Below are 10,212 nucleotides of genomic sequence, written 5' to 3'. Positions count from 1 at the left end.
ATTCCACTTCCCCTTTGTCAACGTAGATCATTTTTAGTCGGTGCAACGCCGATGCTTTGCCTCGGAAATCTCTAATGCGTTCTGTTATTCCCAAGGACTGATTGTAGAGTGCAATTGCTTGTTCCACTTCCCCTTTGTTGGCGTAGATCATTCCTAGTCGGCGCAACGTCGCCGCTTTGATTCGGCTATCTCCAATACGTTCTGTTATTTCCAAGGACTGATTGTAGAGTGCAATTGCTTGTTCCACTTCCCCTTTGTTTGCGTAGATTATTCCCAGACAGTGCAACGTCGCCGCTTTGGTTTGGACATCTCTAATGCGTTCTGTTATTTCCAAAGACTGATTGTAGAGTGCGATCGCTTGATCCACTTCCCCTTTGTTGGCGTAGATATATCCCAAATCGTGCAACGTCGAGGCTTTGCCTTGGACATCTCCAATGCGTTCTGTTATTTCCAAAGACTGATTGTAGAGTGCGATCGCTTGATCCACTTCCCCTTTGTCGGCGTAGATACGTCCCAGTTCATGCAACGTCGCCGCTTTGCCTTGGACATAACCAATGCGTTCATTTATTTCCAAAGACTGATTGTAGAGTGCGATCGCTTCATCGACTCCCCCTTTGTTAGCGTAGATACCTGCTAGGTTATGAATTATTGCAGCTTTTTCTGTTTCGTCTGTTTCCAAACAAAATTCAAGCGCTTGCTGATAATACTGCTGTGCTTGTTCAACTTCACCAAGTACTTCTTGAGAGCGAGCTATTTCATGTAAAACGCGGTAGTCTGAAGTGAGTTCTAAGGTAGATTTGCACAGTTGCACTGCTTCCCAAAAACGGCTTTGATTTTTCCAGTTGCGTGCCAGAGAGAAGGCTATTTTCCCCGCAATTTCTCCATCCTTACCCAGCAACGCCAAGCGATGAATTTCTAACTTTTGCGCCTCCGTAGAACTTTTGGCCTCTTCCCACCACAAACGATACAAAATTTGTGCAGCTTGTTTATACAACTCTTCACCCTTGGGGTTTTCTGGAAACTCTAGCAACGGTGACAAAATCCGGGTAACACGATACAACCTCTCTGTGTTGTTGGTGAGGGTAACTTCCAACAAACCCAAAATTTCAGCGCGTTGAATATGACTTTCCCAACTTGAGATATCCTCACAAATCGGGGAAATAGCAGCTTGAGGAACAGGTAACTCATACACCAACAACTTCCCCAGCATAAGACGCAAAGCTGGAGTTTGCTGCTTGAGCAATTCTTCAGCCAAAATGTTCTCGCGGAATTTTTCTTCTGCCACTTCCATCTTCTTTAAGATTGTGGCGAGATTATCTGTAATATTTTCAGAAAGAATTTGATTTAACCATTCCAACAGCCGAGGATTTCCATCTGCTGCTTTTTTGGCGAGTTTCTGCAATTCTGCATCAATCACCAAAGTGCCATTAAACGAATCCAGACGATTATACTTTTTAATTAAATCTGCCCCACCCAAAGCCCCCAGAGGTTCGCGGCACAAACGATGATTCAGTTCCGACAATGTGAAATTGTAGCGACAGGTAATAATTACCTTGTGGGGAAGTTGGGAATTTTGCATCGCCTTCAGCAACGCCAGCAGGACATCCACAACTTGAGGTTGCAAGACATAAACCCCATTTCGTAAATCCAAATTAGCCTCAAAGTCATCCAGCACAAAGGCAAAGCGCTGTTCTTTGGTATTCAGTCCTTCTGTGAAAAACTTGGTGAGGCGCTGCATCAAGGGTAACTTGCCATTGAGAATATCATGCCCCCGTTCCGAGGTACATTGTTCAGCAAGGGTTTTGAGCAGTTTGTCCTCATCCAGTTGCCGAAAGTTCACCAGCCTGTGATAGCCAACCATCCTTTCCAGAAGTCGCGCCGTCACAGTACTCTTACCCACACCCCCCAGTCCGTGAATTAGTACCCCTAATGAAGTGCGAACTGCTTTGAGACAACGTTGCAAAGTCCGCCGTCTCCCAACAAACTCAGAGGGTTTCGCCACCCGCACCTGTTGGGTATCGGGATCTAAAAATTGTTCATAAGCAGGTTCCGGCGCAGAGGGTGGCACATCTCCCAACACTTCCACCAACGCACCGGGACATTCTCCCTGGACATATAACCGCAACAAATGCCAGTCACGCACTTTCTGTTTAAACAACTGCTGGTAAGTGCTAGCGAGTGCTTCAGCTAATTCATATCCAGCCGCCAATTTCCCGTAGAGGTGCGCGGCGGCGGCTGTAGCTGTCCGATCTTCCACAGACCGCCCCCAACTTAAAACCGCCCTAGCCCCCTGTGCAATAAGTGCCTCAGCCATTGAAGGCACAGCCCCTTTATCTGGTGCTTGTCCAGTCCGACACCCAGACAAAAACACCAATTTGGGAAAGCGAAACCGAAAGACTTCCGCCAGTTCTGCGGCTGTGGTTTCGTGGCGATCGCCAATTTCCGTCTCAGTGATAAAGTAAGGCGTGTAAGGTGCTTCATCTTTAATAGAGGCGTGTCCTGTGAGGTGAAACACATCAAAGCCATTAAAATAGCCACTAAAATAGCGACTCCACACCTTACCCAACTCGCTAACGCAACCGCTTTCTTCCACCCGCAAATCTACAGCAAAATCTCGCGTATCTGCCAGAATTCTCGCCTCTTCCTGTTCAAACTCTAACTTGGGTTGCACATCTTCCGGGTCGGTTGCCATAAACAATACTCGCAATTGTCGTGCTTCCACAGAAAACGCTTCCGTTTCTTTCTCAATCCAGCGCAGAGGTAACACCACTGGATTAACCCGCTTCACCAAAAAATCCTCACCATCATGCAGCACTTCCCAAGGTAGATGTGCCAATTTTTGATCGGTATCAATGGCAATTACCAACCCCTCACCGCGACAGTTAGCAATTCCCCGACTCAGCCAGCGTCCATCCCCATCCAACCAAAAAAATAACTGCTGCCCGATTCCTGGTAAATTGGGCAGCAGTTTATAGTAATCGCGCTCACCCTGCTGGAGGAAATCAGCAATTTCTGCTAATTTCAGGCGACGTGATTCATAGTGCTTTATTTGAGGTAGCCAATACCTGAGTTCAACTATTTCCTGCGTACTTTCCCGAAGTTGAATGCGGATAGTTTGCACTTATTTGCTGATAGATTTGAGGATTTCCGTGATTTCCTCTATGGTAGCTTCTTCGAGTAAAATCCTGTTTCCAGTAACAGGGTCAAGAATTACCACATCAAATTGCTTCCCTGGATGAGATTTATGCCATTCTTGATACCATTTGCGGATTTGTTCAGCTAAAGCCGCAACACCACCCACAATGGTAATAATAGTTGCGATCGCCGCCAAAGTTCCCTCTTTTTGCGTCGGAACTTCATAGCTTCCCGATATTCCGGGAATTTCTAGCAATGCTTCGGCTGCTGCTGGTGCGCCTTCACCTTCGATTCCGATTTGAATTTGTGCCATAAGGTTAGCTGCGAATTTATATAGTATTTTTATCTCACACAGAGGCGCAGAGAGAATTACAAAGTGTTGTACCAATTGTCTAAAATACGTTATACCAATTCTCTATGAAGATGCACCTAATTATCTTTAGAAAACCTCCGCGTACCTTTGCGTTAACCTCCGCGTACCTTTGCGTTGAAAAAAAGTTAAGATTTGAAACGCTATTAGCATTTTAGATTATCTGGCGATCGCTTCTCGCGCTTATCTCGGTAATCCCAAACAGTCAAATCCAAAAACTCTAAAATGGCATGGACTCCTCTACACGCGAAAATCCATCGCACAATCCGATCGCGCCACTTATTTGAGCGCAACCAACGGCTATTAGTCGCTGTCTCCGGCGGACAAGATTCTCTGTGTTTAATAAAATTACTTTTAGATTTACAATCCAAATGGGGATGGGATTTAGGTGTCGCTCACTGCGATCATCGCTGGCGTTCTGACTCCGAAGCTAATGCTCATCACGTCGAAAACTTAGCTAAAACTTGGGGTATATCCTTTTATTTAGAAACAGCGAACGAACCTATAAATAGTGAAGCTGCTGCACGCGATTGGCGCTATCAAGCTTTAAGTGCGATCGCGCAAACAAATAATTATCAATATATAGTTACAGGACACACAGCTAGCGATCGCGCCGAAACTCTTCTCTACAATTTAATTCGCGGTACTGGTGCAGATGGTTTACAAGCCCTAACTTGGCAACGCTCCCTAAATACAGGCATTATGCTAGTGCGTCCACTGTTAGAAATTACTCGCACACAAACAGAGCAATTTTGTCAAGAATTTAAATTGCCAATTTGGGAAGATTCCACCAATCAAGATTTGCAATATGCCCGCAACCGCATTCGCCAACAGTTATTGCCATATTTGCAAGAAAATTTTAACCCTCAAGTAGAATCAGCCTTAGCCCAAACAGCAGAACTTCTCCAAGCAGAAGTGGAATATCTCGAAAAAGCTGCCCAGGAGTTGCGGAATAGGGCATTGGGAATTGGGGATGAACAAGATTCCCTTACTCTTCTTCCCTTACGCTTAAATCGTCGGGTATTGCAGAAAGCGCCATTGGCATTGCAACGTCGGGTTATGCGTCAGGTATTACAGCAAATACTTACTGATGCAGCAAGTTTTGAACACATCGAGAAATTAACGGCTTTGATTACAGCGCCGAACCGATCGCAAACCGATCCATTTCCTGGTGGTGCGATCGCTCAAGTACAAGGTGACTGGATTTATTTGAAATAGTTATTTAAAGTCTTTTTGTCATCAGAGACGATGCACATTATTAGTTTCAGAATCTTAAGAGAATATGCAGAAAACCATTCAGATTGTCAGGAAGCATTACAGCACTTACGGCAGCTATGAGGTACATCCTCAAATCTAAAAGCTTTGATAGGAGAGGGCAAGGAGAAAAACTGTATTGCATAATAGCCGGAAGCGCTGTAAGCAATTGGTATAAAGTTGCTACTAAAGCGAAATGGTCAAATTTAGTTGAAGTACAGCAAGTTTTTCCTAAAGCTGAAGCTGTTGGTAATTTTACAGTTTTCAATATTAAAGGAAATAAATATCGCTTGATTGTTAGTATAGATTATCAAGGGCAGTTAATTTATATTAAATATATCCTCATCCATGCGGAATATGATAAGGAGAACTGGAAAGATGACCCTTACTTTTAATTCAGAAAAATACAAGGAATTATTAACAGCCTATCTTCCCAAGCTGATAAAAAGTGAAGTTCAAAATGAGCAAGCTTTAGAGATAGTAGAAGATTTAATGCACCGGGAACGCACCCCAGAAGAAGACGAATTTTATCAGTTATTAATAACTTTAATTGAGAAGTTTGAACAAGAATATTATCAGCTAATTCAACAAAAGAACCCTATATCTATGTTGTTATTTCTTTTAGAGGAATCTGACAGAAGTAGAGATGATTTAGTAGCGGTTTTAGGGACGGAAGATTTGGTTAATAATATTTTAAATGGACAACAGAAGATAAATATAGAACAAGCGTGTAAGCTAGGAGAGTTTTTTCATGTAGAATCTAGTTTATTTATGGAATAACTAAGCTCATAGTTCGTAGTTGGGCTTTAGCATGAAAAAAATAGAAATAGTTAAAAGTTATGAGTTAGGAATTTTTTTAATTCATAACTCATCACTCCTAACTTGTTAAGACGCGAGTAATTCTGGCTGAGGCATTAAACTCTGGAGAGTTTGGCGCAACTGAGCGATCGCTTGAACTTGATAATCACCAGTTTCCTGGAATTGATCCAAAGATTCTGCAATTCCTTGCAGCTTATGCCGTAAGCCATCAAGAGAATCCTGAATTGGTTGGAGTGCTTCTTGATAAAGATCCACTCGACCACAGCATTCAGCAGTTGTTCTTCGTAGAGATAGCAAATTTTCTTCGATCGCTTTCAGTTCTTGGCGCTTTTCATCCAAATCGTGAGTTTGATTGTCAATCATTCCCTGATTTAGCTCAATACCAGAACGGATCTGATCAATTTCACGTTCCAGCTTTTGGATTTCTTGCGAATATTGTTGTCGCTGGGTTTCTATTTGTAACAGAACTGGTTCTAAATTAACTTTATTACCCTCTTCTTCCTCAGCAACAGGATGTCCTTGTCGCCGTAGCAATACAGCTTGGTGTTGTTTAAGGAACTTCTGATGCTGTAACATATTGCGGCGTTGTCCCACCAAACTGGAGTTTAGCATCTGATAGAGGTCTTTTTCATCAGTTAATTCCAGTTCCAAATTGATGTGATCCTGGTCAGATGCTTGACTTAATTTATTTTGTAGTTCTTCTATAGCTTCTTGTTTATATTTCAGTTCTTGTTCTTGATCGTGAACAAAGCTAGCATCTATTTCTAGCTTATGCTGCAAGTCTTGGACTATCTTTTGTAGTTCTTCTAAAGACATTTTATCTAAAGCTTCCACATTCGCTTGCTGGCCGAGAACTACATCACCAGACGTTGCAGCTAAAGAGTGAATTTGTTGATATAACTCTTCGGCGTTCCGTAGCTGCTCTTTGATTATCCGAGCATACTCTTGCTTGTTGGTGAAATCTGCTGTATTTATCTGCAATTGGGCTGTTTGCTGAACTAAAATATTTTGTGCTTCTTGCAATGCATTTTGGCGATCGCTAAATGTTTGCGATATACGCTCAACTTCTTCTTGCTGCTGTGCGATCGCAGTTTTTTGCTCTTCCAGTTTTTGCCAATGGGGGGTAAGAGTCGCTTGCTGCTTTTCCACCAATTCAAAAGCCTGATGCAGGTTTTCTCTGACTGTTTCCGTGGGAGCAACACGACTAGACAAGCGATCGAGTAACTCACTCATTACTCGACTTTGCTCTTCATCCAAAACCATCCCTTGTTTAAAATCCGCCTGATGTTCCTCTAGGCGGCGCTGCTCACCCCGCAAATGTTCCCAAGCGCCTTCCAATTCTAGGCGGTTGCGTTCAACTTCCGTTTGTAACCGTTCAATTTCCTGGCGGGATGTGTCAACTTCTTGTTTTTGCTGCTCCAGTTGTTGCAACTCATCTTCCATATTTTGCAACTGTTCTGAGCGTACTTCCATGTCCATCTCACGGCGATTCAACTCTTGCGCCTGAAACGTTAGCGACTGTTTCCACTGATCAATCTCATCTTCCTTAAGCTTAAATTTCTCCAATTGGCGGGAAAAATTCTGCAAAATGTTGACTAGTGGCCGTCCTGCTTCTTGAATTCGCTGCACTTGACGATTTGGATTCAGTTCGACCAATACCAAAGCGCCATCATTTAATTTGCTTGCGTCCTCAGCAGCAATCACTTCTTCCGACACAGTATTCCAATTCTGGTCAGTTCGCTGACAAGCTAACAATTTCAGTTCGGTTTTACCACCGCCACTGAGTAAACCACCTTTCTGTTTTTGTACTTCTGCTAAATACAGCACACCGTTAGTCCTTTATTGATGCACTTAAAGTTCGTGTTTTGGGATATACCTTAAATAATTCTGTTAACTTGTCTCACTGAACCCAAGTTTAGGGAAACAAGACAGACAAAACTATAGACGCGATACGTTGCGTCTTGATACTTATAAAAGCGAGTTGCTCGCGCCTTTATATTTTGTACTGATGATAGTGATGATGACTTCCGTGTTAACACTAGCTTTGTCAAAGTGTATGACGAAAGATTAAGCTTTATAGTTGAATCTATTTCCTAATGGCAACAAGAACCAGGGTAAAAATCTTGCCATGCCGATACTCCATAATCAATACTGAAACAGCCTGCTTGAGACATGGAAAAATTGCAAGACACAATTCAAAAATAATATTAACGGTATTACGAGGAGTACTTTGTAGGTAAATGCAGGGAAATTTAAATGAAATTGATATTTGCAGTATCTTGCAATTGATTGAATTAGGACAGCGAACTGGGCAACTTTGGGTAGAAGCTCATAGCTCTCACCATAACAACAAGCTGAGTGGAGAGGGAACAAATATTTATAACCTCAAACAACAGTCTTGGTTCGTCTTTTTCCTGAATGGTCAAATTATTTATTGCCAAGAAGGTGAGAGTAGTTTATCCAGAATTAACGATTATTTACGCCATTATCGAGTCGAGATGCGACTCACCGAAAAACAAATTGCTTCTCTACCACCAACGGATGCGCCAGAGTATGCCTATCTGTGGGCACTTTTAGAGCGGAATATTATCAGCCCAAAGATAGCTGGTAGTATCATTCACGGCTTGGTGCATGAAACTCTCTTTGATCTGCTGAGTTTACATCAAGGTAACTTTATTTTCCATCAAGGTGCGCCCCTTGCTCCCCAATTAAACACTTTCGAGATTGCTCCATTTGTTACAAAAATTACGAAGCAGGTGCAAGAGTGGAAGGAACTTTATCCACACATCCAGTCTCCAGAGCAATTGCCGGTATTATCTGACAAAGTTCAGCTCCAATCCTCGCTACCAGAAGCAACGGTGGATAAATTACAACATTGGGCTGATGGTAAAACATCCTTGCGTCAACTGGCACGCTATCTCAACCGAGACATTTTGACAGTTGCTAAGGCAATATATCCTTATGTGCAACAGAATTGGCTACAACTAGTATATTCAATCACGACTAAACCAGATACCCACACTGATAACTGGGAATTGAAGGGAAAACACAGGGGGCGGATAGTATGTATTGACGATGCGATCGCCATCGGTGAGACTATAAATTCAATCTTACAACCACAAGGCTATGAAGCGATCGCTCTCACCAATCCCTTAGAGGCGCTAAGTGTAGTTTTTCAACTCAAACCCGATTTAATTTTGTGTGATATCGCCATGTCGGAATTGGAAGGTTACGAGGTTTGCGCCATGCTGCGACATTCCACAGCATTTCGGCTCACACCGATTATCATGCTCACTGGTAAAGACGGATTTATTGATCGAGTCAAAGCTAGGATGGTCGGGGCTACAGATTATCTAACAAAACCATTTACAGACACTGAATTACTCATGCTCGTAGATAAATATATCAACAACCAATGAAAATTGGGCATAGACCATAGGGTAGAAAAAATTTAGATTCTAGATTCTGGATTTTGGATTGAATAATTTAAAGTCGCAAATCCCAAATTGAGGGGGTATGGACAGATGAAGAGAGCGAAGATTTGTTGATCTAGTAAAAGATGAGTTAAAAGATGTTATCACAGAGTCAGCCAACTTCGTGAAACGTCAATCTCCAGGAAAATAGTGAGAACATACAATTAATTTATACAGTTAATACTTGCGGAGGAATCAGGGAATGTTCCAAATAGGAACGTCTACATCAGGAGGTAAATAGACATTTATGAGTACAGTTCTGATCGTGGAAGACAGTATCGCGCAAAGGGAGATGATTACAGACCTCCTGAAAGCAACTGGCTTAACAGTAACCCATGCCAGTGATGGATTAGAAGCATTGGAGGCAATTCAAGTAGCACCTCCCGATTTAGTGGTGTTAGATATTGTCATGCCTCGGATGAACGGCTACGAAGTTTGTCGGCGGTTAAAATCCGATCCAAAAACCCAAAATGTCCCGGTGGTGATGTGTTCTTCCAAAGGCGAAGAATTTGATCGCTACTGGGGCATGAAGCAGGGTGCAGATGCCTACATAGCCAAACCGTTTCAACCAACCGAGTTGGTAGGAACAGTCAAACAACTGCTGCGAGGATAAGGATAAAAGCAATATGGTCAGCAAACCGGACTTTTTAAGTGGCAGTGGTCAAGATCATTTCCGACCAGAATTACAAGTAGAAAGTCCTGAAGGTGAGTTACATTTGAGGTTTTACATTCCCTCGCATCAGGAGTTTGCACTACAAGCAACTGGCATTCGGGAGGTAATTGAACTAAGTCCTGATAGAATCACCCCAATTCCTAATGCTTCTCCTTTACTTTTGGGTACTCTAAATTTACGAGGTCGAGTTATTTGGGTAGCTGATTTGGGTCAATTTCTGGGGGAAGCAAGTGCATTAAACACAGATAAAGCTGAAATTTCGGTGATTGCCATCGAAGAGCAAGACACAATAGTGGGTTTAGCAGTAGAGGAAATCGGTGGTATGGATTGGTTGGATGCCCAGAATCTCATGCCACCAACTAGTGTTCCAGATACTATGGCTCCCTTTTTACGTGGAGAGTGGTTACTAGGTACTAAAAACAATCGGTGTCTAAGACTGCTCGATCAAATGGCAATTGTACGGAGTGCTAGGTGGGCAGGATGAAATT

9 protein-coding genes are annotated in these 10,212 nt (G+C 42.7%); 6 read left to right on the top strand and 3 right to left on the bottom strand.

Annotation, left to right across the window (positions count from 1 at the left end; translation table 11 throughout):
* Both VB732_RS20915 and VB732_RS20910 read right to left on the bottom strand, forming a co-directional pair.
* Nucleotides 1–3,121: tetratricopeptide repeat protein (locus tag VB732_RS20915; RefSeq protein ID WP_323232824.1), on the bottom strand; the 3,121-nt coding region annotated here is incomplete at its 3' end.
* Nucleotides 3,122–3,448, bottom strand: a complete 327-nt coding sequence (locus VB732_RS20910; RefSeq protein WP_323232823.1) for a hypothetical protein — start codon at nucleotides 3,446–3,448, stop codon at nucleotides 3,122–3,124.
* Nucleotides 3,449–3,730: 282 nt separating this feature from the next.
* On the opposite strand from VB732_RS20910, the gene tilS reads away from it, so the two are divergent.
* The 3 genes from tilS (at nucleotide 3,731) to VB732_RS20895 (ending at nucleotide 5,539) form a co-directional block, all read left to right on the top strand.
* Nucleotides 3,731–4,723, top strand: a complete 993-nt coding sequence (gene tilS / locus VB732_RS20905; RefSeq protein ID WP_323232822.1) for a tRNA lysidine(34) synthetase TilS — start codon at nucleotides 3,731–3,733, stop codon at nucleotides 4,721–4,723.
* 116 nt (nucleotides 4,724–4,839) lie between these two features.
* Nucleotides 4,840–5,154: a type II toxin-antitoxin system HigB family toxin gene (locus tag VB732_RS20900; RefSeq protein WP_323232821.1), complete on the top strand. Its 315-nt coding sequence runs from the start codon at nucleotides 4,840–4,842 to the stop codon at nucleotides 5,152–5,154.
* Nucleotides 5,138–5,539, top strand: a complete 402-nt coding sequence (locus VB732_RS20895; RefSeq protein ID WP_323232820.1) for a hypothetical protein — start codon at nucleotides 5,138–5,140, stop codon at nucleotides 5,537–5,539. The genes VB732_RS20900 and VB732_RS20895 overlap by 17 nt, the downstream gene beginning before the upstream one ends.
* A gap of 105 nt (nucleotides 5,540–5,644) precedes the next feature.
* Here the strand turns inward: VB732_RS20895 and hmpF are convergent, their stop codons facing one another.
* Complete coding sequence (gene hmpF, locus VB732_RS20890; protein WP_323232819.1) at nucleotides 5,645–7,405, bottom strand: pilus motility taxis protein HmpF; 1,761 nt, start codon at nucleotides 7,403–7,405, stop codon at nucleotides 5,645–5,647.
* Nucleotides 7,406–7,818: 413 nt separating this feature from the next.
* Between hmpF and VB732_RS20885 the strand changes: the two genes are divergently transcribed.
* The 3 genes from VB732_RS20885 (at nucleotide 7,819) to VB732_RS20875 (ending at nucleotide 10,208) form a co-directional block, all read left to right on the top strand.
* On the top strand, nucleotides 7,819–8,997 hold the full coding sequence (locus VB732_RS20885) for a DUF4388 domain-containing protein (protein WP_323232818.1): 1,179 nt from the start codon (nucleotides 7,819–7,821) through the stop codon (nucleotides 8,995–8,997).
* A gap of 301 nt (nucleotides 8,998–9,298) precedes the next feature.
* Nucleotides 9,299–9,664 (top strand): response regulator transcription factor, encoded by a 366-nt coding sequence (locus VB732_RS20880; protein WP_012412195.1) that lies wholly within the window; start codon nucleotides 9,299–9,301, stop codon nucleotides 9,662–9,664.
* 13 nt (nucleotides 9,665–9,677) lie between these two features.
* Complete coding sequence (locus VB732_RS20875) at nucleotides 9,678–10,208, top strand: chemotaxis protein CheW (protein ID WP_323232817.1); 531 nt, start codon at nucleotides 9,678–9,680, stop codon at nucleotides 10,206–10,208.
* Nucleotides 10,209–10,212: the final 4 nt, after the last annotated feature.

It is taken from the genome of Nostoc sp. UHCC 0252 (genome assembly GCF_034931145.1).
GTDB lineage: Bacteria > Cyanobacteriota > Cyanobacteriia > Cyanobacteriales > Nostocaceae > Nostoc.
The sequence above is the reverse complement of the archived record's forward strand: the minus strand, read 5'-3'. Positions and strand labels throughout refer to the sequence as shown.

Coding starts and splice junctions, on each gene's coding strand:
- VB732_RS20910 (WP_323232823.1), bottom strand. CDS start 3,448: ATGGCACAAATTCAAATCGGAATCGAAGGTGAAGGCGCACCAGCAGCA.
- tilS (WP_323232822.1), top strand. CDS start 3,731: ATGGCATGGACTCCTCTACACGCGAAAATCCATCGCACAATCCGATCG.
- VB732_RS20900 (WP_323232821.1), top strand. CDS start 4,840: ATGAGGTACATCCTCAAATCTAAAAGCTTTGATAGGAGAGGGCAAGGA.
- VB732_RS20895 (WP_323232820.1), top strand. CDS start 5,138: ATGACCCTTACTTTTAATTCAGAAAAATACAAGGAATTATTAACAGCC.
- VB732_RS20885 (WP_323232818.1), top strand. CDS start 7,819: ATGCAGGGAAATTTAAATGAAATTGATATTTGCAGTATCTTGCAATTG.
- VB732_RS20880 (WP_012412195.1), top strand. CDS start 9,299: ATGAGTACAGTTCTGATCGTGGAAGACAGTATCGCGCAAAGGGAGATG.
- VB732_RS20875 (WP_323232817.1), top strand. CDS start 9,678: ATGGTCAGCAAACCGGACTTTTTAAGTGGCAGTGGTCAAGATCATTTC.